Here is a 21040-nt window from a genome sequence, read left to right on the forward strand (position 1 = left end):
CTCACTGGTCGTAGTCGACAACGACATTGTCGGTCAGCGGATAGGCCTGACAGCTGAGCACATAGCCCTTCTCGACCTCGTAATCCTCAAGCGCGTGGTTGGCGACCATTTCGACCTCGCCTTCCAGCACCCTACAGCGACATGTTGAACAAACTCCTGCCTTGCAGGCATAAGGCGCATCCAGGCTGTTTTGCAGGGCCGCATCCAGGATCGACAGGTCCTTGGGCATGTCGAAACTCTGGGTCGAACCGTCCAGCGTGACGGCGGCACGCGTCTGGTTGCCCCCCTTGGCCGCCTCGGCCGAGACCGCCTTGCGCTTGGCCCGGCCGGGCTGGGCGCTGGCGAACAGCTCGAACTTGATCTGCGCATCGCTCAGCCCGTGCGCGCGCAACGCGGCGGCGATGCCCAGCATCATCGGCTCAGGTCCGCAGATAAACGCGGTGTCGACATGCTGGATATCGATCCAGTGTTCGAACAGCTGGCCGCATTTCTCTTCGGTCACCAGGCCGGTGAACAGCTCGATCTCCTGCGCATCCGTCTCCAGGATATGCAGCACGTTGAACCGGCCCATGTAGAGGTTCTTCAGATCCTCCAGCTCCTCGCGGAACATGATCGTGTTCACGCCCTTGTTGGCATAGACCAAGGTGAACTCCGACCGGGGCTCGCGCGCCAGCGTGGTCTTGATGATCGACAGCACCGGGGTGATGCCCGAGCCACCGGCAAAGCCCAGATACTGTTTCTCGGCGCCGGGATCGAGCGGGGTGTGAAAGCCCCCCATCGGCGGCATCGCCTGAACTGTGTCGCCCACCTTCAACTCTTCGTTGGCCCAAGTCGAGAAGGCGCCGCCATCGACGCGCTTGATCCCGATCTGGAGCACGCCGTCATCCTTGCCCGAACAGATCGAGTAGGACCGGCGCAGCTCTTCGCCCTCGAATTCGCGGCGAAAGGTCAGGTATTGGCCTTGGGTGAAATCAAACTCGCTGGCCGCGCCGTTGACGGGTTTCAGCGTGACCACGACAGCGTCGCGGATCGTCTTGTGGATGTCGGTGACTTCCAGATCGTGAAAGCGTGCCATCCGGTCCTCCTCAGATACATTTGAAATAGTCGAAGGGTTCCAGGCAGTCGGTACAGCGCCAATGGGCCTTGCACGGGGTCGAGCCGAACTGGCTCACCTTTTCGACCGCCTTGCTGCCGCAGCGCGGACAGCGTTCGGGGCCGCCGGCAGGGCGGGGCGGGGCGATGCCGTATTCCTCCAGCTTCACCTTGCCCTTGTCGCTAAGCCAGTCGGTGGTCCAGGCGGGCGATATCTGGGTCTTGACCCGGATATCCCGGACCCCCCGGTTGCGCAGCGCGGTCTCGATATCCATCGAGATGATCGCGGTTGCGGGGCAGCCCGAATAAGTGGGGGTGACGGTCACGGTCAGTGTCTCCCCCTCCCAGGCGACATCGCGCACGATGCCCAGATCGACAACCGAGATCACGGGGATCTCGGGGTCTGGAACGGTGTCGAGCCAATCCCAGACCTGCTGTTCCGACGGCTGGTCCATGGGCTTACCAGCGTGCGCCGGGATAGGCGCGTTGCAGCCATTGCATGCTGGTCAGGAGATGGCCCAGATGCTCGGTATGCATGCGTCCGTCGCGGCCGCCCTTGTGGGCGAAACCCGATTTCGGGATGCTCAGCGTCGCCTCGGCCATGACCTCGGCCAGGATCGCGTCGTAATCGGCGCGCAGGCTGGCCGGATCGGGGGCAATGCCTGCCGCGACCATCTCGGCATCCACCGCGTCGCCGGTGAACAGCTCGCCCACGTAAGGCCAGAGGTAATCCAGCGCCTCTTGCATGCGCGCGTGGCTTTCCTCGGTGCCGTCGCCCAGGCCGATCACCGTGTCGCGCGACCGCTCGACGTGATAGGTGACCTCTTTCACCGCCTTTTCGGCGACGGCGGCGACGCGCTCGTCCGAAGAGCCCTTGAGCCGCTCAAGCATCAGCTTGTGCCAGCTGTCGAACAGGAACTGGCGCATCAGGGTGCGGCCAAAATCGCCGTTGGGCACCTCGACCAGCAGCGCGTTGCGGAAATCCCAGGCGTCGCGCAGAAAGGCCAGATCGTCGGCGCTCTTGCCGTCGCCCTGTACCTCGCCTGCGAGGGCCAGCCACATCTGCGTCTGGCCGATCAGGTCCAGCGCGGTATTGGCCAGCGCGATATCTTCTTCCAGCACCGGTGCGTGACCGCACCATTCGCTGACCCGGTGGCCAAGGACCAGGGTATTGTCCCCCATCCGCAGCAGGAATTGCAGGAATGCGTCGTCGCGGGTCATTACATGGCCCCCACTTCTTCGGGAATGTCGAAGAAGGTCGGGTGACGATAGACCTTGCTTTCGCTGGGCTCGTAGAGCGGGCCCTTGTCGCTGGGCGAACTGGCGGCGACATGCTGTGCCTCGACCACCCAGATGCTGACGCCTTCGTTGCGGCGGGTATAGACGTCGCGGGCGTTCTTGATCGCCATTGCCGCGTCGGGGGCGTGCAGGCTGCCCACATGGCGGTGGCTCATGCCGTGCTGGCCGCGGATAAAGATTTCCCACAGGGGCCATTCGTTTTTCATCAGTCGATCTCCTCCTGACTGGGCGCGGGGCAAGAACCCGGTGGCAATACCCCGGAGCCGCGCGCTGCGATGCTTTGCGTTTTGTGTCTTCGGTCTTACTCGGCCGCCATCCGGGCGGCCGCTTTCTTGCGGGAATGGGCCAGCAAACCGTCGCGCACCCATTGGCCGTCGTCCCAGGCCTTGCGGCGGGCTGCCAGGCGGTCGGTGTTGCAGGGGCCGTTGCCCTTGATCACGTTGAAGAATTCCGACCAGTCCGGGTCCGAGAAATCGTAATGGCCACGTTCCTCGTTCCACTGGATATTCGGGTCGGGCAGATCGAGGCCCAGATACAGGATCTGCGGCACCGTCTGGTCCACGAATTGCTGGCGAAGCTCGTCGTTGGTCTTGATCTTGATCTTCCAGGCCATCGACTGTTCCGAATGGACCGAGTCCTTGTCCGAGGGGCCGAACATCATCAGCGCCGGGAACCACAGCCGGTTGACCGCGTCCTGTGCCATCTTCTTCTGCTCCGGCGTACCAAACGCCATCGCCATGATCGCGTGATACCCTTGGCGGGCATGAAAGCTCTCTTCCTTGCAGATGCGGATCATCGCGCGGCTGTAGGGGCCGTAAGAGGTGCGCTGCAACGCCACCTGGTTGATGATTGCCGCCCCATCGACCAGCCAGCCGACCGCGCCGATATCGGCCCAGTTGAGGGTCGGGTAGTTGAAGATCGAAGAGTATTTCATCTTGCCCGACAGCAGCATCTCGACCAGTTCATCGCGGCTGACACCCAGGGTCTCGGCGGCAGAGTAGAGGTACAGTCCGTGGCCTGCCTCGTCCTGCACCTTGGCCAGCAGGATCGCCTTGCGTTCCAGCGTCGGCGCACGGGTGATCCAGTTGCCTTCGGGCAGCTGGCCCACGACCTCGGAATGGGCGTGCTGGCCGATCTGGCGGATCAATGTGCGGCGATAATCCTCTGGCATCCAGTCCTTGGGTTCGATCTTGATATCCGCGTCGATCTTGTCCTGGAACGTGCGTTCCTCGTCGGACATCTCATCGCGGGATTTAATGCCATCGCTGGCGGTCTTGATCATCTGCGCATACATTCGGGCTCTCCTCCCTTACACACGTTCCAGGATCAGGGCAGCGCCCTGACCAACTCCGACGCACATGGTGCAGAGCGCATAGCGCCCGCCGGTGCGTTTCAACTGATAGGCCGCGGTCATCACCAGACGCGCGCCCGACATGCCCAGCGGGTGGCCGATGGCGATGGCGCCGCCATTGGGGTTCACATGCGGCGCATCGTCGGCAACCCCCAGCGCCCGCAGAGTCGCCAGACCCTGCGAAGCGAAGGCTTCGTTCAACTCTATCACATCCATCTGCTCGATGGTGAGCCCCGCGCGTGCAAGTACCTTGCGGCTGGCGGGAACCGGGCCGATGCCCATCACGCGCGGCTCGACACCTGCGACAGACATGCCCACCACGCGGGCGATCGGGGTCAGGCCGTTTTTGGCGGCGCTGGCTTCGTTGGTCATCAGGATCGCGGCGGCGCCGTCATTGACACCCGAGGCATTGCCTGCGGTCACGCTCTTGTCGGGGCCGTTCACGCCCTTGAGCTTGCCCAGCTGCTCGGCGCTGGTGCCGGGGCGGGGGTGTTCGTCGGTATCCACCACGATGGCGTCGCCCTTGCGCTGGGGGATGGTCACGGGGGTAATCTCGTCGCCAAAGACGCCAGCCGCATGGGCAGCCGCCCAGCGGGCCTGGCTGCGCGCGGCGAATGCGTCCTGATCGGCGCGCGAGATGTCGTAGTCCTCGGCCACGTTGTCGGCGGTCTGCGGCATCGAGTCGGTGCCGTACATCTGGTGCATCTTCTTGTTGACGAAGCGCCAGCCGATGGTGGTGTCATAGACCGCGTTGGCGCGGGTAAAGGCGCTGGTGGCCTTGGGCATCACGAAGGGCGCCCTGCTCATACTCTCGACACCGCCTGCAATGGCCATGTCATAATCGCCGGCCTTGATGGCGCGGGCGGCCATGCCGACCGCATCCATGCCGCTGGCGCAGAGGCGGTTCACCGTGGTGCCCGGCACATCGACCGGCAGCCCGGCCAGCAGAGCGGCCATACGGGCAACGTTGCGGTTGCTTTCACCGGCCTGGTTGGCATCGCCATAGATCACATCGTCAAGGCTGGCCCAGTCGACCTGCGGGTTGCGCGCGACCAGAGCGGCCAGCGGCACGGCGGCCAGATCGTCAGTGCGGACCTGGCTCAGTGCGCCACCATAGCGTCCGATCGGGGTGCGCTGCGCGTCGCAGATGAATGCGTCCATGGTCATGTTCTCTCCGTCTCCTCCGCCACCATTAGGTGACCGCTTGGTCGGGTAATATGATGGAAAACGATTCGCGGCAAGTTAAATGTAACAGAGACAAGTCATGAATTGAAATTCGGTAACATGTTTGCTGGCGCGAAACCGCGAAACAGGTCGGACCAGAAAATTCGTCGAATTTTCTGGTCAAATTTTCGTTGAAAATTTGGTGCTCTTGTCCGGGGTCAGACGCGGTCGCTCATCACCCATCGGATAATGTCCGCCCGCCGCAAGCCGCGTGCGGCCAACTCCGTATCGGTCAGGGCGGACAGGGCATTGATACGGCGGATCCGGGCGTTTGCCTCGCCGATGCGGACCAGAGCGTCGAAGATGCCTGCCAAGATATCGCCCAGCACGTAGGGCAGGGTCGCAAGCGAGCGGAGGTGGAGGGTCGACTGGGCCATGGCGCGATCCTGATCTTTGGGTCATCCGAATTGCCCAACTGTATAGGCTGCTCGGTCCGGATGTGCCATGTCGCGGAAGGCATAGCTGACGTGCATCGCGCGCAAATCTGCGGCGAAAACCCTTCTTTTCGACGCGGCGCTCAGGCCTTGAAGAGATCGTCCACAGGCACCTGCAATCCCGTTACGATGCCGTTGGTCTGCATTGCCATGCCGATCACGGCCAACATCTCGCTATGTTGCGCAGGCGTCATGCCCTTGGCCCGCGCCGCCGCAGTATGGGAATGCACGCAGTATTCACAGCCATTGGCGGTCGAGACGGCGACATAGATCATTTCCTTGACAAGCGGGTCCAGCGCGCCGGGGCCCATAACCACCTTCAGACGTTCCCATGTGGCGCGCAACAACGCCGGGTCATGCGCCAGGGCCCGCCAGAAATTGTTGACGTAGTCGGTGCCGCGGGTGGCGCGGATGTCGTCGAAGACGGCCAGCGCCTCGGCGCTGGCCTCCTCGTCACTCAGCAGAGGGACAGTTGCCATGGTTCAGACCATGGCAAAGATGCGGGCAGGGCCACCCGAGCCGCCGCGATGATTGGGGGCGCCGACGATCAGGGTGGCGCCGCTGGCGGGTACCTTGTCGAGATTGGCGAGGTTCTCGATCCCATAGCGGTTGGTGGGCAGCCAGGCGTAGTGGGTGGCGAAATCGGCCGAGGGGCCGTGATCGAGCGACAGCGTGTCCACAGCCAAGGCCACGGCACCGGTTTCCTCGATCAGCATCTGCGCCGCCTCGACATGGAAGCCGGGGAAATGCATCTTGCCTTCGCTGTCGGCGTTGCGGAAGCCGGGCCCGCCTGTCTTGCCGCCCCATCCCGAGTGCATCGCCACACAGGCGCCGTCGGGGATCGGGCCATGGGCGCTGATCCAGGCCTTGAGGTCATCGGGGGTGACCTGCGCATCGGCATCCGCTGCCGCCTTTTCATGGATATGCACCACGCAGAGCGGGCAGATCAGGTTGCCAACGGGAATCTCGTCAACCGACTGGCCATCGGCCGAGAAATGCAACGGTGCGTCCACATGGGTGCCGGTATGTTCGTTCAGCGTGAGCGTGAACAGGTTGAAGCCGTGTTCCTTGAAATTGAAGTTCTGCGTGGCCTCAACGCCGGGTGCCCCGAAATAGGTGGGGAAATCGGCGTCATAGACATGAGTCATATCCGTCACTTCGCCGATGCCGGCCGCCATGGCCGGGGGTGCCGCCACGGTGCCAAGCGCCGCCCCTGCGGCAACCGCCGCGCCCGAGCGGAACAGGTCGCGGCGGCTCAGCATCCGGTCTTTCACTGCATTCATTACGCAAATATCACACATATGTGGTCTCCCTGTCTGGTGGTGATCCGGCGTCTGCTGCGCCCTGTAACCAAGGGGCAGCCTAGCACAGTTACTTCGGTTTCGGGTCAAGTCTTTGGTACTGGCCGCGCTGACGGTCACGTTTGTGTGCGCCCCCGCGTTGCACCCTGCGCGCGCCGGTCCTAGGGTTGGCACATCCAAGCAAGGTGAAGACGATGGCGGGACAGACCGAACAGGTTTTGAATGGGGTGCTCGAAGATATCGAGCATGGCCGCCTGGGGCCTGGCGATCTGCTGGAGGAGGCCGCGCTGACCGAGCGGCATGGCGTGTCGCGCACCCCGGTGCGCGAGGCGCTGATCCAGCTGGAAACCCAAGGTCTGATCCGCCGGCTGCCGCGCAAGGGCGCGGTCGTGTTCAAGCCGACCTTGGAAGAGTTCCTGGCCATTCTGGAGGTTCACGCCCGCTTGGAGGGGCAGGCGGCAGGGCTTGCCGCACGGCGCATGAACGCCGCGCAGGCGGCCGAACTGGAGGCGGTGGTGGCCGCCTGCGAGGCCCATGCCCGCGACAAGGGCGACGGGGATCCGTTCGGCTATTACCGGTTGAACCTGAAGTTTCACGAGACCGTCGCGCTGGGCGCGGGCAACCCCTATCTGGTCGAGATGATCAAGACCCATGCCCGCAAGCTGTTGGCCTATTACCGGGCGCGTTACAGCTATCCGGGGTCAATCCCGGCCTCGGCGCGGGAGCACCGCGAAATCGCCACGCTGATCTTTGACCGGCGGCGCGAAGAGGCCGAGGCGGCGATGATCCGCCATGTGCAGTTCGATCAGGTGACGGTGATGGACCTGCTGGCCGCGCTGGGGTGAGCCTGTCCTGGCCGTTGCGGCGGCCGAGGGGGCGGGATTTGAGTATTTTTGACCAGAAAGAAGCAGCAGGGCTGGTGTGCCCTATTCGGGGCGCGCCTGTTCGAAGAAGCGCGCGATGCTTTCGGCAAAGGCGTCCATATCCGAGGGGTGGGCAAGCGAGGCCAGGGCGCGGGCACAGATCTCTTCTCCCAGCTCCTCGGCCATTTCCTCGGTCAGCGCCTCGACGAAATCATGGGTCATCTCTGGGTGATGCTGGGTGGTATAGATATGCTGGCCAAGCACGAAGCCGGTGACCGGGCAATCCGGCCCTTCGGCAATCACGCGTGCGCCCTGTGGCAAGGCGGTCACCTGCTCCATGTGAGATCCATAAAGCCTGACCTCGTCCGGCAGGTCGCGCGTCCAGTCTGGGCGCTCCAGTATCCGGTTGCGGGTCAGCCCATGCACCCAGCCACCGGGATTGCGCCCGATGCTGCCCCCCAAAGCCAGCGCGATGGCCTGATGGCCGAAGCAGGCGCCAAAGACCGGCAGGCGGCGCGCGTGCATGTCCCGGATCAGGTCCAGCAGCCGCGCGATCCAGGGCGCGTCGTCCAATACCGAGGCGGGGCTGCCGGTGATCATCGCCCCGTCGACCCCGTCAAGCGTTTCCGGAAACTGCCCGTCCTTGACCACATAGGCCGTGGTGGTCCAGTCGGGGCGCGCCATCTGGATCAGCTCTGCGAATTTCTGCTCGTCCTTGGGGTGGCGTTGGGCGAAATCGCTTTCGTCCGTATTTGTCATCAGGATCGCCAAGTGCATGATTTTCCCCAAGAGATTTTCGTTTACATATTTAGGACCTCTTATAATATACATATGTTCGCGACATGAGGGAAGGTGAAAAACATGACGGTCTGGACCCCCACCGATGACGGCCATGCCGATCTGACCAGCCATGACGCTTTTGCCGGAGGCGCGCCGCACAACACCTTTGCCCGGCTGCGTCGCGAGGATCCGCTGCACTGGACCGAATATGCCGATGGGCAGGATTTCTGGTCGGTCACCCGCCATGCCGACATTGCCGAGATGAACAAGAACACCGCGGTGTTTTCCTCGGCCCGCGGCATCCGGATGGAGGATCAGAGCTATGAAGAATACCTGGCGCGCCGCACCTTTCAGGAGACCGACCCGCCCGAGCACAGCCAGACCCGGATGAAGCTGATGAAGGCGTTCTCGCGCACCACCATGGCGCAGTATGAGGACGACATCCGGGCGATCTGCGTCGATATCCTGGACGAGGTGCTGGACAAGGGCACGTTCGACGCCACCAAGGAAATCGCGCGCCAGCTGCCGATGCGCATGCTGGGCCGCATCGTCGGCCTGCCCGATGCCGATCTGCCCTGGCTGGTGGAAAAGGGCGACGCGCTGATCGCCAATACCGATCCCGATTTCACCACCCATGTGCTCGACAAGCTCGACACCGACGAATATCGGATGATGCCCTTCAACTCGCCCGCTGGGGCCGAGCTGTACCTCTATGCCAAGGACCTGATGGAGCAGAAGGAGAAGGCCGGCGATACCTCGGGCGTGCTGCACATGATCCTGCAACCGTCCAAGGACGGCTCGGTCATCAGCGATACCGAGTTCCGCAACTTCTTTTGCCTCGTGGTGGCGGCAGGCAACGACACCACGCGCTATTCCATCGCCGCCGGGATCCAGGCCATGTGCCACCAGCCCGAGCTGCTGGAACAGATGCAGGCGGGCGGCGACATCTGGGAGACCGCGCCGGACGAGATCATCCGCTGGGCGACGCCCGCGCTCTATTTCCGGCGTACCGCGCTTCAGGATCACGAGATGCATGGCAAGACGATCCGGGCAGGCGACAAGGTGCTGTACTGGTGGTCCTCGGCCAATCGCGACGAGACGGTGTTCGACGACCCGTTCCGGGTCGATCTCTACCGCAACCCGAACCGGCATCTGAGTTTCGGCCAGGGTGGACCGCATGTCTGCCTGGGCATGTGGCTGGCCCGGCTCGAGGTCAAAGTGCTGTTCCAGGAGCTGGCCAAGCGGTTAAGCTCGATCGAACCGGCTGGGCCGCACAAGTTCCTGCGCTCGAATTTCGTGGGCGGGATCAAGGAACTGCCGGTCAGCGTCCGCCGCGCCTGACCCGGCATCAGAACAGGCTCAACAGGGAGGAGCCCCGACATGAAAGACAGATTGCGCGCGATGTTCTGCGACCATCTCAGCGTGATGCGGGGCAAATACCTGCCCAACTCCAAGATCGCCGACAGTTCCACCCGGTTCTGCCGCTCGACCTTTGGTGTGCATTACGACCGCGACCTGCTGGATGCGCCCGGCGCGATGATGAAGCAGGGCCTGCCGGATATGGAACTGAAATGGGTCCATGACGATATCCGCGACAGCTGGCACACCGGCACCAAGGTGGTTCTGGGCGATCTCTATGACGACCAGGACCAGCCGCTGCCGCTCTGCCCGCGCGGCGCGCTGAAACGGGCGGTGGCCGATTGGCAGGCGCATGGTCTCAGCCCCAAGGTTGGGATCGAACTGGAATGTTTCGCGCTTCAGGCCGACGACAATGGGCGGCTGGTGCCCTATGACGCGCCGGGCGGCGTGGTCTATGGCACCGGTCCCTTTGCCGATCCGCTGCGGTTCAACGACCGGATCTGGGCGATGGCCGAGGAGATGGGTTTCTCCCTCGACATGATCACCGCCGAGTTCGACAGCCCGCAGTTCGAATACACGCTGACCTTTGACGATGCGCTCAAGGCGGTGGACGATATCGTGCTGTTCCGCCTGATGGCGCGCGAGATCGCGCTGGAATACGGCATCGTGCTGACCTTCATGCCGAAACCGATCGCCGAGGCGGGCGGCTCTGGCATGCATATCAACTTCTCCTTCCAGGATGCGACCGGCGCCAATGCGCTGTCCTCCGGCCCGCGCGGCGGGCCCGAGCATATGAACGATCTGGCGCGTGGGTGCCTGGCGGGGCTCTTGCACCACCACAAGGGGCTGGCGGGGCTGATTGCGCCCACCGCCAATTCCTACATGCGGCTGCAACCGGGTTCGCTGTCGGGGTACTGGCAGAACTGGGGCGGCGATCACCGCAACGTCACCACCCGCATCAGCTCCGAAGGCGGCGCCAAGGCGCGGCTGGAACACCGGATGGCCGATGCCTCATCGAACCCCCATACCGCCGTTGCCGCCGTGTTGCAGGCGGCAAGGCTGGGGGTCGAGAACGGTCATGCGCTGCCGCCGATGGAGACCGGCGACGGGTTCGACAGTACCGATGCCAAGGAGGGCACCGCCATCGACCTGGCCGGAGCGGTGCGCGATCTGGAGCGTGACACCGTGCTGGCCCAGGCGGTGGGCGCCGAGCTGGTCGCCAACCATGTGTTCATGAAGGCCAAGGAAGTGCGCAAGACCCGCGATCTCGAAGGCGATGCGCTGCGCGATTTCTATGTCTACTTCATCTGAGGAGCTTGCCATGCGCGTGATCTGGAAACTGGCCGACGGCCGCGAGATTGCGGCCGAGGTCGCCCCTGGCCTGTCGCTGATGGAGGCGGCGCAGGCCAACAACGTTCCCGGCGTGATCGGCGAATGCGGCGGCTGTCTCAGCTGTGCCACCTGCCACGTGGTGGTGGATCCGGACTGGGCCGACCGGACCGGCGCACCCGGTGAGTTCGAGGACGCCATGCTCGACATCACCGCCGCCGAGCGTCAGCCGCGAAGCCGCCTCAGTTGCCAGATCGAGGCGCATCCAGATCTCGACGGGCTGGTTTTGCACGTGCCCGAGGCCTGACAACTGCCGACACCTGTTCAGCGCACGGCTCTGCCCCTTTCACTTTGCTGAAAATACTCCCGCCGGAGGCATCCCAAACCAGCGGCAGACGCCTCATTTTCCAAGGCGAACACCGCATAAGGCTTGCCTTTTCGCCCCTTGAAACACAGGATGCGCGCAAGACAAGCATAAGGTGAGGCAAGGCAGTGCCCGAAACGAATTCCGTCGCCGCCGAGTGTCTGGGCGTCAAGGTCCCGGCCTCGCGGTTTCTCAACGAGACCCGGATCGAACGCATCAACACCGCCCGCTATGAGGGGCAGGAAATCGCGGGCGCGCTGCATGTCATCGGCCCCAAGGACGTGGTGCTGGAAATCGGCGCCGGGCTTGGCATCGTCGGCGCGGTGGTGGCCAGGAACGCCAAGCCGAAATCGGTGACCTCGTTCGAGGCCAACCCCGAACTGGTGCCAGAGATCGAGGCGCTTTATGCGCTCAACCGGCTGGGCAAGAAGATCAGTCTGCGCAACCAGATCCTGATCAGCGCGCCGGACCGGCCCGAAACCATCCCCTTTCACATCCGCAGCAGCTATCTCGGCTCGTCGCTTCTCAACCCGGCCGAGCGGCCCTCGACCGTGGTCGAGGTGCCCACCGCCGATTTCGCCGAGGTCTGCGCCGAAACCGGCGCCAACGTTCTGATCATGGATATCGAGGGCGGCGAACTGGAGCTGCTGCGCCATGCCGATCTAAGCCAGTTCCGTGCCATCGTGCTGGAATTCCACCCCGAGGCCTATGAGATCGCAGGCATGCGCGAATGCAAGAGTATCCTGACCCAGGCAGGGTTCGAGAAGGTGAACGAGAAATCCACCCGCACGGTCTGGACCTGTCTGCGCCCCGAGACCTGAGCCGGGGCCGCGCGGCCTAACTGCCGCCGGGATAGCCCGGCGGGCAGAACCCGCCTGTGCGCTGGGTCAGGTCAAGCGCGGCCGCCTTGAGTGCGGTGCGTACCCGGGATTTCAGCTCGACCGTCATCCGCGAGACCGGCGCCGCCACCGCCAGCGCCCCGATCGGGCGCTGATCGGCGCCAAAGATCGGCGCCGCGTGGGAATGCACATCCGCCTCGAACCCGCCCACCGATTCCGCAACGCCGCTTCGCTGTGCTTCGGCCAGCGCCTGGCGCAGGCGCTCGGGGTCGGTTTCGGTCTGGGGCGTGTGTTTGACCAGCGGCGCAGACAGAGCGTGTTCCACCACCTCTTCGGGTGAGAAGGCGAGGAAGGCCAGGCCCGACCCGGTGGCATGCAGCGACAGTATCTCGGCATCCTCCATCGCCACGCGGGTGCCGTGGTGGCTGCTATAGGCATGGGTCAGCGTGGTCAGCTGCCCATTGCGCTGGATCGACATATGCGAGGTCTCTCCGGTCTCGTCGCACAGGCGCCGCAGCACGTCGCGCGACACCGACAGCAGCGGCACCGCTGCCTCGCGCAAAGCGGCCAGCCGCAGCACCTCGGGACCCAGCCGATAGGCCCGGTCGCCGTTCATCTGTTCGACGAATCCCGCCGCCTGAAGCTCGGTCATCATCCGATAGACCGTTGCCTTGTTCATGCCCGAAAGGCGCGTCAGCTCGCTCAGGCCCATTTCGAGCCGCCCGTGGTTGAACAATGCCAGCAGGGACAATGCCTTGGAAACCGTTCCCATCCTGCCTTTCCGTCACCGATCTGTGCGAAACAGGGGCGTTTCGCGATTTCAGGGCGCCTTTTGGCAGAAATAGTTGACAGATGGTAGTCTCGCCTGTCAATCTGTAATTAAACCGCAGGTTCAAATAATGAACCGATTTGCGGAAGAAAACCGAACTGGGAGGACAACATGACCATCAAGACCAAGATCGCGGGCGCCCTTGCGACCGCAGCGATTGCGCTGAGCGCAGGCATGGCCGCAGCCGAATACCCCGAGAAGCCGGTGAATTTCATCGTGCCGTGGCCGCCGGGCGACCTGGAGGACGTGCTGACCCGCATGATCGCCGATGATTTCCAGGAGAAATACGGTGTCGCGGCAGCCGTGGTGAACAAGCCCGGCGGTGGAGGTGGCCCCTTCCCGGGTGCCATCGAGGTCGCAAATGCGCCCGCCGACGGCTATACTATCGGCTCTTTCGTGATCGGGGTGCCGGTGATGGGCCACCAGATCGACATCGCGCCGCTGACGCCCGCGAAATTCGACCCGCTGGGGATTTTCCTGACCTATCCCTTTGTCATCGCCACCTCGGGCGACGCGCCCTATAGCAGCATGGCGGAACTGGCCGAATACGCCAAATCCAACGACGTGGCGCTGGGCCATTTTGGCGACGTTCTGACCCCGACTCAGGTGACGAAGGCGTTCGCCAAGAATGCCGGTTTCGAATGGGGATCGGACGCGGCCTTTGACGCGCTCGACTGCAACACGCTTGCCTCGGGCGATGCGGATGTAATCAACACCACGCTGCAACTGATCCTGCCCTGTCTGGACAGCGTCAAGGTGCTGACCTCGATCACCGACGAGCGTATCCCGCTGGTGCCGGATGCGCCCGCCATCGGCGAGCTGGATGCCGATCTGAACATCGCGCTGTGGAACGGCCTCTTCGTGACCAAGGACACGCCGCAGGACGTGCGCGACAAGATCGTTGCCGTCGCCAAGGAATCGATGATGAGCGATCGCGCCCAGGCGGTGGCCAAGGAGACCGGCGCGCTGGTCTATTGGCAGGACGCGGCCGAAAGCACCGCGCGCATCGAGAATGACATCGCCACCATGGCCCGTATCGGCGGCCTGCTGGAATAACCCTGACCGGGCCGGGGCCATGCGCCCCGGCCTCTTTCTCTGCCGGAACCCTGCCACATGCCCACTGAACGCGAGCGCCGCTTTGTCGGTCCCCGGCGCGGCCAGCTGATCTTTGCCCTGTTCTTTGTCGCGGTGTCGATCCTGCTGCTCGGCCAGATCGGGACCGAGACCCGCTGGGTCGCCAAGACCAAGCTGTTCGCCCAGCCCCGGTTCTGGCCCGCCGTTGGATTGGGCGGCATGGTGCTGCTGGGTGGGGTTCACCTCTATCTGCTGCCCTGGCGCCGGGCGACCCGCTATGACTGGTGGGAGCTGCGCAAATGGGCGCAGGTGCTGGAATTCGCGATCTGGTTCCTGGCCTATGTGCTGCTGGTGCCGCTGATCGGCTATCTGCCGGTGACGCTGGTCTTTGTGCCGCTGCTGGCCTGGCGCATGGGCTATCGGGACCGGCGGATGCTGGGCCTGTCGATCCTGTTCGCGGTGGCGGTGGTGGTTCTGTTCAAGGGGCTGTTGGGGGTCAAGATCCCCGGCGGCGCGATCTACGAATACCTTCCCGGCGCGTTGCGCAGCTTCTTTATCCTGTATCTCTGATGGACCTGCTTCTTTCCGCTCTCGACATCCTGATGCGCTGGGACGTGGCGCTGGCGCTGCTGACCGGCTCGGTCGGCGGCGTGCTGATCGGCGCCATTCCCGGTGTCGGCCCCGCCGTGGCCATCGCCATCCTGTTGCCGGCCACCTTTTCGATGGACCCGATCGTGGGGCTGACCGTGCTGTTGGGGATCTATGGCAGTTCCATGTATGGCGGCGCCATTCCCGCCATCCTGATCAACACGCCGGGCACCGCGGTGAATGCGCTGACCACCTATGACGGCTATCCGATGACCGCGCGGGGAGAGCCGCGCCGCGCGCTGAGCCTGGCCTATTCCGCCAGCTTCTTCGGCGGCATCTTCTCGGTGATCTGCCTGATCCTGTTCGCGCCGGTACTGGCGCGGGTGGCGCCCTATTTCGGCAGTCGCGAGATCTTTCTTGCCGCCCTGCTGGGCATCATCCTGATGGTGGTGGCCCACCGCGGCCAGACCCTGATCGCGGGCGCGTTGGCGGCCTTTGGCATCTTCATCCAGTCGATCGGGCTGGAGCCGGTGAAATACACGTCGCGCTATACGTTCGACCAGCCGTTCCTGTCGGGGGGCATCAACCTGATCGTGGTGGTGCTGGGCCTGTTCGCGCTCAGCCAGGCCTTTGTCCTGCTCACCTCGGAGGACGAGAAAATTCGCATGACCCGCCTGAGGGGCGGCATGTTCCAGGGCCTGCGCGAGCTGGCGCGCCACCCGCGCGTGGCGACGGTATCGGCCAGTTTCGGCGTGGTGATGGGGATGATCCCCGGCGTCGGCGAGTTCACTGCGCAGTTCATGTCCTATACCTATGCGCAACGCTCGTCGAAGCGGCCGCAGGATTTCGGCAATGGCTCTTCCGAAGGGCTGATCGCCGCCGAGACCGCCAACAACGCGGTGCCCGCCGCCGCCATGGTGCCGCTCTTGGCACTGGGCATTCCGGGCGAGGCGCTGACCGCGATGATGCTGAGCGTGTTCTACGTGCATAACGTGGTTCCCGGCCCGGGCCTGTTCCAGAACCAGATGGATTTCGTGGTGGCGCTCTACCTCGCGCTCCTCATCCTCAACGTGCTGGTTCTGGTGTTCCTGCTGTTCGCCACTCGGTCGCTGATCCAGGTGGTCCGGATCCCCAACCGCTTTCTGGGGGTCTGTATCCTGACGCTCAGCTTTGTCGGGGTCTATTCGCTGCGCAATTCGGCCACCGATTGCGTGATGGCCGCGCTGTTCGGGGTGCTGGGCTATATCCTCAAACGCCTGTCGATGCCCTCGGTGCCGATCATCCTGGGCATGGTCCTGGGCGGTATCATGGAGGTGAAGCTGCGCGCTGGCATGGCCCGCGTCAAGGAGCCGCTCGATTTCATCGACCGTCCGGTCGCATTCCTGCTGTTCCTTGCCATCGTGCTGGTGCTGATCGGCCATTTCCGCCGGGTTCTGCGCGAACGGGCCGAGATCAAGGCCGCCGAACGGGGCGCGCTGAAATCGGGGCACCGGTTCGGCCAGATGCTGGGACGGCGGCGCGGGCGCTTCGTCAAGGACCGGTTCAAGCTGGTGCGCGCCCGCCATGCCAAGCGGCTGCGCGCGCTCAAGGACCTGTTCTAGGCCGCCGCCCGGCGCCCGGGCGGACTCCAACCGGACCCTACGTCGCTTTGGCCATTCCCCCTTGATCTCGGATGCGCGGCGGATCACCCTGCCAGCGCGCGGAACGCCATTTCGCAGATTGAAACAGGGAGGAGAGGCCCCATGCCCGAGGCCATCGGATACGAACGCGTTGGAGATATCGTCATTCTGGCGGCCGACAATCCGCCGGTCAATGCGCTGGGCCACGCGGTGCGTCAGGGGCTGGCCGACGGGCTTGACCGGGCCGAGGCCGAGGGTGCGCGCGGGGTACTGATCTATGGCACCGGGCGGACCTTTTTTGCCGGGGCCGATATTCGTGAATTCGGCAAGCCGCCCAAGGAACCGCACCTGCCCGAGCTGTGCAACCGGATCGAGGCCTCGCCGCTGCTTGTCGTATCGGCGCTGCACGGCACCGCGCTGGGCGGCGGGCTCGAGGTGGCGCTGTCCACCCATTACCGGATCGCGGTGCCGCAAGCCAAGGTCGGGTTGCCCGAGGTGCATCTGGGCATCCTGCCGGGCGCCGGTGGCACCCAGCGCCTGCCGCGAGTGGCGGGGGTCGAGGCGGCGCTCGATATGATCACCACCGGTCGCCATGTGCGCGCCGACGAGGCGCTGCGCCTGGGGGTGATCGACCGCGTCGCCGAGGGTGAGCCGCGCGAGATCGGCCTAAGCTACCTGCGCGAACTGCTGGACGAGGGTGCCTCGCGCCGCCCGGTCGGTGAAATGCCCGCGCCCGCGCCGGTCGATTTCGACGCGGTCTATGCCGCCGTGCTGAAAAGGGGCCGGGGCCAGCTGTCGCCCGCAACTGCCGTGCGGGCGGTGCAGGCGGCGTGCGAGGCCGAGAGCTTTGCCGCCGGGCTGAAGCGCGAGCGCGAGTTATTCATGGAGCTCATGAACTCGGACCAGCGCGAGGGGCTGATCCATGCGTTTTTCGCCGACCGCGCGGTGGGTAAGCTGCCGGAACTGGAAGGTGTGGCGCCGCGCCCGCTGGCCGCGATCGGCGTCATCGGCGGCGGCACCATGGGGGCGGGCATCGCCACCGCCGCGCTTTTGTCGGGGTTGAGTGTCACCATGCTGGAGATGACGCCCGAGGCCGCCGAAGCCGCAAAAGGCCGGATCGAGGGCAATCTGTCGGGTGCGCTGAAACGCGGCAAGCTGACATCGCAGCAGTTCGACAACCTGACCACCAAGGCGCTGACGCTGGCCACCGATTACGCGGCCATTTCCGAGGCCGATCTGGTGATCGAGGCGGTGTTCGAGGACATGGAGGTCAAGAAGCAGGTGTTCACCAAGCTTGACGCCGTGTGCAAGCCGGGTGCGGTGCTGGCTTCGAACACCTCGTATCTCGATATCAACCAGATCGCGGCTGTGACGAGCCGGCCGCAGGATGTGCTGGGCCTGCATTTCTTCTCGCCCGCCCATGTGATGAAGCTTTTGGAGGTCGTGATTGCCGACCAGACCGCGCCCGATGTGGCGGCCACCGGCTTTGCGCTGGGCAAGCGGCTGGGCAAGGTCTCGGTCCGGGCCGGGGTCTGTGACGGGTTCATCGGCAACCGCATCCTGTCGGTCTATCGTACCTGCGCCGATCACATGATCCTGGACGGGGCATCGCCCTATGAGATCGACGAAGCGCTGGAAGAGTTCGGATTTGCAATGGGGCCGTTCGCAGTGGCCGATTTGGCCGGGCTGGATATCGGCTGGGCGGTGCGCAAGCGCAAGCGGGCCGAGGGGCTGGACCCGCGCGCCCGTGACAGTGCCTATGCCGACAAGCTGTGCGAGGCGGGTCATTTTGGCCAGAAGACCGGCAAGGGCTATTACGACTATGCCGCCGGTGCCAAGGCACGCGTGCCGAACCCCGAGGTGATGCCGCTGATCGAGGGTGAGCGCGCCGCGCAGGGGATCACCCCGCGTACGTTCAGCAAGGACGAGATCGTGCGCCGCTACATGGCGGCGATGGTCAACGAGGCGGCCAAGGTGGTGGGCGAGGGCATCGCGCGCCGTCCGCTCGATGTGGATGTGACCCTGCTCTACGGTTACGGCTTTCCGCGCTATCGCGGCGGGCCGCTGAAATGGGCCGATATGCAGGGCCTGCCGGAACTGCTGGCCGATATCAAACGCTGGGCGGCGGAGGATGCCAATTTCTGGCAACCCGCGCCGCTCTTGGAAAAACTGGTGGCCGAGGGCCGCTCTTTCGACGATCTGAACAAGGAAGCCGTGTCATGAAACAAGCCGTTATCGTATCCACCGCCCGGACCGGGCTGGCGAAGTCCTTTCGCGGGTCGTTCAACGTGACCCACGGGGCCACCATGGGTGGCCATGCGGTTCAGGCGGCGGTGTCGCGCGCGGGGCTGGATGGCTCGGAGATTGAGGATTGCATCATCGGCTGCGGGTTCCCCGAGGGTGAGACCGGAAGCAATATCGGCCGCCAGATCGCCATTCGCGCAGGCCTGCCGATCACCGCATCGGGCATGACGGTGAACCGGTTCTGCTCGTCTGGCCTGCAAACCGTGGCCCTGGCGGCGCAGGCGATCACCGAGGGCGGGTCGGGTCCGATGGTGGCAGGCGGGGTCGAGAGCATCTCGATGGTGCAGCCCAAGACGCGCCCGGCGCCCGAGGCCTGGATCCAGGAGCACAAGCCCGCCATCTACATGGCGATGATCGAGACGGCGGATATCGTGGCGCAGCGCTATGGCCTCAGCCGCGAGTATCAGGACGAATACTCGCTGCGCAGCCAGCAGCGCATCGCGGCGGCGCAGGCCGAGGGCAAGTTCGCCGACGAGATCGTGCCGATGCAAACCAAGATGGCGGTGAAGGACAAGGAAAGCGGCGAAATCTCGATGCACGAGGTCACCGTGGACCGCGACGAATGCAACCGCCCCTCGACCACGCTGGAGGGTCTGGCGGGGCTGGAGCCGGTGCGGGGCGCGGGCAATTTCGTGACCGCCGGCAATGCCTCGCAACTGTCGGACGGTGCCGCGGCGCTGGTGCTGATGGAGGCGAAAGAGGCCGAGCGTCGCGGGCTGGAACCGCTGGGTGCGTTCAAGGGGTTCTGTGTCGCCGGTTGCGAACCGGACGAGATGGGCATCGGGCCGGTGTTCGCGGTGCCGCGCCTGCTGGAGCGGCATGGGCTGAAGGTCGACGATATCGACCTGTGGGAATTGAACGAGGCCTTTGCCAGCCAGTGCCTCTATAGCCGCGACCAGCTGGGCATCGACCCGGAGAAGTACAACGTGAACGGCGGCTCGATCGCAATCGGTCACCCGTTCGGCATGACGGGCGCGCGGATGACCGGGCATCTGATGCTGGAAGGCAAGCGGCGCGGCGCCAAGCTGGGCGTGGTCAGCATGTGCATCGGCGGCGGCATGGGCGCGGCCGGGCTGTTCGAGATCTTCTGAGCAGGGGAATGCGTCCGCGCGGGCCATCGAGGCCCGCCCGGACGCGGCCCGGCGCGGGGCGTCGGGCAAAGCCGCCCGAAACGGGCGGCAAGGGAGGAAAGCGGATATGGACCTGAATTACAGCGACGAGGAACAGGCGTTTCGCGCCGAGGTACGCGCCTTTCTGGCCGAGAACCTGCCGGCGGAGGTGTCCGACAAGGTGCGGCGTGGCATCAGCCTGGGCAAGGAAGGCCATGAGAAATGGCATGCCACGCTGAATGCGCGCGGATGGCTGGCCTATAACTGGCCGCGTGAATTTGGCGGGGCCGAGTGGAACGCGGTGCAGCGGCATATCTTTGAAGAGGAATGCGCCGCCGCCTATGCGCCCCGCATCGTGCCCTTTGGCCTGTCGATGCTGGCGCCGGTGTTGCAGAAATTCGGTACCAAGGAACAGCAGGACCATTACCTGCCGCGCATCCTGTCGGGCGAGGACTGGTGGTGTCAGGGCTATTCCGAGCCCGGAGCGGGATCGGATCTGGCCTCGCTCAAGACCCGCGCGGTTCGGGACGGTGACCACTATGTCGTCAACGGGCAGAAGACATGGACGACGCTGGGCCAATACGCCAACTGGATCTTTTGCCTGGTCCGCACCGACCCCGAGGCCAAGCAGCAGGAAGGCATCAGTTTCCTGCTGATCGACATGACCACGCCGGGCATCACCGTGCGCCCCATCGTGCTGCTGGATGGTACGCCCGAGGTGAACGAGGTGTTCTTTGACGACGTGCGGGTGCCGGTCGAGAACCTGGTGGGCGAGGAGAACAAGGGCTGGACCTATGCCAAGTACCTGCTGACCCATGAACGGACCAATATCGCGGGCGTGGGTTTCAGCCAGGCGGGGCTGGACGCGGTCAAGCGCATCGCCCGGATCGAGACGGCCAACGGTCGTCCGCTGATCGAGAACCCGCATTTCGCCGCCCGTCTGGCCCAGATCGAGATCGACCTGATGGCGATGGCCACCACCAACATGCGCATCATCAGCCAGGCCGCCAGCGGCCAGGCGCCGGGCGTCGAAAGCTCGATGCTCAAGGTCAAGGGCACCATCATCCGGCAAGAGATCAACGACCTGACCCGCCGCGCGGTGGGGCCCTATGCGATGCCCTTCGCCTCGGAAGCGGTCGAGGGCGACAATGCGCCCATTGGCCCCGACTATGCCGGGCCGGTGGCGGCGCATTATTTCAACAACCGCAAACTGTCGATCTTTGGCGGGTCGAACGAGATCCAGCGCGGGATCATCGCCAAGGTCAAGATGGGGGGCTGAGGG

At 64.5% G+C, this 21040-nt stretch carries 22 protein-coding genes; 11 read left to right on the forward strand and 11 right to left on the reverse strand.

Annotated features, from left to right (window positions below):
- Position 1: 1 nt before the first annotated feature.
- The 9 genes from paaE to AC2FNY_RS19500 all read right to left on the reverse strand — a co-directional run bounded on the left by paaE (position 2) and on the right by AC2FNY_RS19500 (position 6701).
- On the reverse strand, positions 2-1075 hold the full coding sequence (gene paaE, locus AC2FNY_RS19460) for a 1,2-phenylacetyl-CoA epoxidase subunit PaaE (RefSeq protein WP_234182855.1): 1074 nt from the start codon (positions 1073-1075) through the stop codon (positions 2-4).
- A gap of 10 nt (positions 1076-1085) precedes the next feature.
- Complete coding sequence (gene paaD / locus AC2FNY_RS19465) at positions 1086-1547, reverse strand: 1,2-phenylacetyl-CoA epoxidase subunit PaaD (protein ID WP_234177986.1); 462 nt, start codon at positions 1545-1547, stop codon at positions 1086-1088.
- Positions 1548-1551: 4 nt separating this feature from the next.
- A complete protein-coding gene (gene paaC / locus AC2FNY_RS19470; protein ID WP_496803476.1) occupies positions 1552-2313 on the reverse strand; it encodes a 1,2-phenylacetyl-CoA epoxidase subunit PaaC in 762 nt (253 codons plus the stop codon).
- Positions 2313-2597, reverse strand: coding sequence for a 1,2-phenylacetyl-CoA epoxidase subunit PaaB (gene paaB / locus AC2FNY_RS19475; RefSeq protein ID WP_011046505.1), 285 nt, complete (start codon positions 2595-2597; stop codon positions 2313-2315). Before paaB ends, paaC begins: the two co-directional genes overlap by 1 nt.
- A 95-nt stretch (positions 2598-2692) precedes the next feature.
- Positions 2693-3685, reverse strand: a complete 993-nt coding sequence (gene paaA / locus AC2FNY_RS19480) for a 1,2-phenylacetyl-CoA epoxidase subunit PaaA (RefSeq protein ID WP_234140093.1) — start codon at positions 3683-3685, stop codon at positions 2693-2695.
- Between the two features lie 15 nt (positions 3686-3700).
- Entirely contained in the window at positions 3701-4903 is a 1203-nt protein-coding gene (gene pcaF, locus AC2FNY_RS19485) for a 3-oxoadipyl-CoA thiolase (RefSeq protein WP_496803491.1), read from the reverse strand.
- A gap of 221 nt (positions 4904-5124) precedes the next feature.
- Positions 5125-5343, reverse strand: a complete 219-nt coding sequence (locus tag AC2FNY_RS19490) for a DUF1127 domain-containing protein (RefSeq protein WP_496803477.1) — start codon at positions 5341-5343, stop codon at positions 5125-5127.
- A gap of 140 nt (positions 5344-5483) precedes the next feature.
- Positions 5484-5879: a carboxymuconolactone decarboxylase family protein gene (locus AC2FNY_RS19495; protein WP_234143045.1), complete on the reverse strand. Its 396-nt coding sequence runs from the start codon at positions 5877-5879 to the stop codon at positions 5484-5486.
- Positions 5880-5882: 3 nt separating this feature from the next.
- A complete protein-coding gene (locus tag AC2FNY_RS19500; protein WP_496803478.1) occupies positions 5883-6701 on the reverse strand; it encodes a cyclase family protein in 819 nt (272 codons plus the stop codon).
- A 194-nt stretch (positions 6702-6895) separates the two neighbouring features.
- Here AC2FNY_RS19500 and AC2FNY_RS19505 point away from each other — a divergent pair, with 194 nt between their 5' ends.
- Positions 6896-7546, forward strand: a complete 651-nt coding sequence (locus tag AC2FNY_RS19505; RefSeq protein ID WP_234140089.1) for a GntR family transcriptional regulator — start codon at positions 6896-6898, stop codon at positions 7544-7546.
- Positions 7547-7627: 81 nt separating this feature from the next.
- Here the strand turns inward: AC2FNY_RS19505 and AC2FNY_RS19510 are convergent, their stop codons facing one another.
- Positions 7628-8341 carry a type 1 glutamine amidotransferase gene (locus AC2FNY_RS19510; RefSeq protein WP_234167311.1) on the reverse strand — a complete coding sequence of 238 codons (714 nt, stop codon included), beginning with the start codon at positions 8339-8341 and terminating at the stop codon, positions 7628-7630.
- A gap of 84 nt (positions 8342-8425) precedes the next feature.
- Here AC2FNY_RS19510 and AC2FNY_RS19515 point away from each other — a divergent pair, with 84 nt between their 5' ends.
- The 4 genes from AC2FNY_RS19515 (at position 8426) to AC2FNY_RS19530 (ending at position 12217) form a co-directional block, all read left to right on the forward strand.
- The gene (locus AC2FNY_RS19515; RefSeq protein WP_496803479.1) at positions 8426-9685 is read left to right on the forward strand and encodes a cytochrome P450; all 1260 of its coding nucleotides are present in this window, start codon (positions 8426-8428) and stop codon (positions 9683-9685) included.
- Positions 9686-9724: 39 nt separating this feature from the next.
- Complete coding sequence (locus AC2FNY_RS19520; protein WP_496803480.1) at positions 9725-11014, forward strand: type I glutamate--ammonia ligase; 1290 nt, start codon at positions 9725-9727, stop codon at positions 11012-11014.
- Between the two features lie 10 nt (positions 11015-11024).
- On the forward strand, positions 11025-11339 hold the full coding sequence (locus AC2FNY_RS19525; protein WP_234143050.1) for a 2Fe-2S iron-sulfur cluster-binding protein: 315 nt from the start codon (positions 11025-11027) through the stop codon (positions 11337-11339).
- A 185-nt stretch (positions 11340-11524) separates the two neighbouring features.
- On the forward strand, positions 11525-12217 hold the full coding sequence (locus AC2FNY_RS19530) for an FkbM family methyltransferase (protein WP_496803481.1): 693 nt from the start codon (positions 11525-11527) through the stop codon (positions 12215-12217).
- 16 nt (positions 12218-12233) lie between these two features.
- Here the strand turns inward: AC2FNY_RS19530 and AC2FNY_RS19535 are convergent, their stop codons facing one another.
- Positions 12234-13007: an IclR family transcriptional regulator gene (locus AC2FNY_RS19535; RefSeq protein ID WP_496803482.1), complete on the reverse strand. Its 774-nt coding sequence runs from the start codon at positions 13005-13007 to the stop codon at positions 12234-12236.
- Positions 13008-13175: 168 nt separating this feature from the next.
- Between AC2FNY_RS19535 and AC2FNY_RS19540 the strand changes: the two genes are divergently transcribed.
- The 6 genes from AC2FNY_RS19540 to AC2FNY_RS19565 all read left to right on the forward strand — a co-directional run bounded on the left by AC2FNY_RS19540 (position 13176) and on the right by AC2FNY_RS19565 (position 21037).
- On the forward strand, positions 13176-14120 hold the full coding sequence (locus tag AC2FNY_RS19540) for a tripartite tricarboxylate transporter substrate binding protein (RefSeq protein WP_496803483.1): 945 nt from the start codon (positions 13176-13178) through the stop codon (positions 14118-14120).
- A gap of 57 nt (positions 14121-14177) precedes the next feature.
- Positions 14178-14708: a tripartite tricarboxylate transporter TctB family protein gene (locus AC2FNY_RS19545; RefSeq protein ID WP_234140081.1), complete on the forward strand. Its 531-nt coding sequence runs from the start codon at positions 14178-14180 to the stop codon at positions 14706-14708.
- The gene (locus AC2FNY_RS19550) at positions 14708-16327 is read left to right on the forward strand and encodes a tripartite tricarboxylate transporter permease (RefSeq protein ID WP_496803484.1); all 1620 of its coding nucleotides are present in this window, start codon (positions 14708-14710) and stop codon (positions 16325-16327) included. The genes AC2FNY_RS19545 and AC2FNY_RS19550 overlap by 1 nt, the downstream gene beginning before the upstream one ends.
- Before the next feature lie 141 nt (positions 16328-16468).
- On the forward strand, positions 16469-18568 hold the full coding sequence (locus tag AC2FNY_RS19555; RefSeq protein ID WP_496803485.1) for a 3-hydroxyacyl-CoA dehydrogenase NAD-binding domain-containing protein: 2100 nt from the start codon (positions 16469-16471) through the stop codon (positions 18566-18568).
- Positions 18565-19740, forward strand: coding sequence for an acetyl-CoA C-acyltransferase (locus AC2FNY_RS19560; RefSeq protein ID WP_234171270.1), 1176 nt, complete (start codon positions 18565-18567; stop codon positions 19738-19740). Before AC2FNY_RS19555 ends, AC2FNY_RS19560 begins: the two co-directional genes overlap by 4 nt.
- 106 nt (positions 19741-19846) lie before the next feature.
- Positions 19847-21037 (forward strand): acyl-CoA dehydrogenase family protein, encoded by a 1191-nt coding sequence (locus AC2FNY_RS19565; RefSeq protein ID WP_234217131.1) that lies wholly within the window; start codon positions 19847-19849, stop codon positions 21035-21037.
- Positions 21038-21040 lie beyond the last annotated feature (3 nt).

Source organism: Ruegeria sp. BHSC223 (assembly GCF_059613025.1).

What these genes read in the sequence shown, in the direction of transcription:
- paaE (WP_234182855.1), bottom strand. Translation starts at nt 1,075, where the DNA reads ATGGCACGCTTTCACGATCTGGAAGTCACCGACATCCACAAGACGATC.
- paaD (WP_234177986.1), bottom strand. Translation starts at nt 1,547, where the DNA reads ATGGACCAGCCGTCGGAACAGCAGGTCTGGGATTGGCTCGACACCGTT.
- paaC (WP_496803476.1), bottom strand. Translation starts at nt 2,313, where the DNA reads ATGACCCGCGACGACGCATTCCTGCAATTCCTGCTGCGGATGGGGGAC.
- paaB (WP_011046505.1), bottom strand. Translation starts at nt 2,597, where the DNA reads ATGAAAAACGAATGGCCCCTGTGGGAAATCTTTATCCGCGGCCAGCAC.
- paaA (WP_234140093.1), bottom strand. Translation starts at nt 3,685, where the DNA reads ATGTATGCGCAGATGATCAAGACCGCCAGCGATGGCATTAAATCCCGC.
- pcaF (WP_496803491.1), bottom strand. Translation starts at nt 4,903, where the DNA reads ATGGACGCATTCATCTGCGACGCGCAGCGCACCCCGATCGGACGCTAT.
- AC2FNY_RS19490 (WP_496803477.1), bottom strand. Translation starts at nt 5,343, where the DNA reads ATGGCCCAGTCGACCCTCCACCTCCGCTCGCTTGCGACCCTGCCCTAC.
- AC2FNY_RS19495 (WP_234143045.1), bottom strand. Translation starts at nt 5,879, where the DNA reads ATGGCAACTGTCCCTCTGCTGAGTGACGAGGAGGCCAGCGCCGAGGCG.
- AC2FNY_RS19500 (WP_496803478.1), bottom strand. Translation starts at nt 6,701, where the DNA reads ATGTGTGATATTTGCGTAATGAATGCAGTGAAAGACCGGATGCTGAGC.
- AC2FNY_RS19505 (WP_234140089.1), top strand. Translation starts at nt 6,896, where the DNA reads ATGGCGGGACAGACCGAACAGGTTTTGAATGGGGTGCTCGAAGATATC.
- AC2FNY_RS19510 (WP_234167311.1), bottom strand. Translation starts at nt 8,341, where the DNA reads ATGCACTTGGCGATCCTGATGACAAATACGGACGAAAGCGATTTCGCC.
- AC2FNY_RS19515 (WP_496803479.1), top strand. Translation starts at nt 8,426, where the DNA reads ATGACGGTCTGGACCCCCACCGATGACGGCCATGCCGATCTGACCAGC.
- AC2FNY_RS19520 (WP_496803480.1), top strand. Translation starts at nt 9,725, where the DNA reads ATGAAAGACAGATTGCGCGCGATGTTCTGCGACCATCTCAGCGTGATG.
- AC2FNY_RS19525 (WP_234143050.1), top strand. Translation starts at nt 11,025, where the DNA reads ATGCGCGTGATCTGGAAACTGGCCGACGGCCGCGAGATTGCGGCCGAG.
- AC2FNY_RS19535 (WP_496803482.1), bottom strand. Translation starts at nt 13,007, where the DNA reads ATGGGAACGGTTTCCAAGGCATTGTCCCTGCTGGCATTGTTCAACCAC.
- AC2FNY_RS19540 (WP_496803483.1), top strand. Translation starts at nt 13,176, where the DNA reads ATGACCATCAAGACCAAGATCGCGGGCGCCCTTGCGACCGCAGCGATT.
- AC2FNY_RS19545 (WP_234140081.1), top strand. Translation starts at nt 14,178, where the DNA reads ATGCCCACTGAACGCGAGCGCCGCTTTGTCGGTCCCCGGCGCGGCCAG.
- AC2FNY_RS19550 (WP_496803484.1), top strand. Translation starts at nt 14,708, where the DNA reads ATGGACCTGCTTCTTTCCGCTCTCGACATCCTGATGCGCTGGGACGTG.
- AC2FNY_RS19555 (WP_496803485.1), top strand. Translation starts at nt 16,469, where the DNA reads ATGCCCGAGGCCATCGGATACGAACGCGTTGGAGATATCGTCATTCTG.
- AC2FNY_RS19560 (WP_234171270.1), top strand. Translation starts at nt 18,565, where the DNA reads ATGAAACAAGCCGTTATCGTATCCACCGCCCGGACCGGGCTGGCGAAG.
- AC2FNY_RS19565 (WP_234217131.1), top strand. Translation starts at nt 19,847, where the DNA reads ATGGACCTGAATTACAGCGACGAGGAACAGGCGTTTCGCGCCGAGGTA.